This window comes from Psychrobacter sp. GW64-MNA-CIBAN-0177 (assembly GCF_040309585.1).
GTDB classification, from domain to species: domain Bacteria; phylum Pseudomonadota; class Gammaproteobacteria; order Pseudomonadales; family Moraxellaceae; genus Psychrobacter; species Psychrobacter okhotskensis.
In genome coordinates, this window is record NZ_JBEOOY010000186.1 from 1 (window position 1) to 277 (window position 277).

A 277-nucleotide genomic window follows, 5' to 3' on the forward strand; every position below is an offset into this window, starting at 1 on the left:
GTTTAAAGCCGACGATATTAGCGCCAGTCATATAATCGATATAACCTTTATCAGTTTGATGGTATTTTTCTGAGGCTTCTGCAGCGCCGTCATGAATATTTTTCATAATAACTTTTAAACGTGCATCAATCTCTTCAAAAGTTTTGTACTGACGTACTGAGTTCTGTGACATCTCAAGACCAGATACTGCCACGCCGCCTGCATTTGCCGCTTTACCTGGAGCATAGTGCACACGGTGCAAGCGAATATGATCAATCGCTTCTGCAGTCAATGGCAT

At 42.2% G+C, this 277-nt stretch carries 1 pseudogene; it reads right to left on the bottom strand.

Features of this window, described 5'->3' with window-relative positions:
* Positions 1–277 (bottom strand): annotated as a pseudogene (locus AAEY79_RS14710) (NADP-specific glutamate dehydrogenase); the annotation flags it as partial.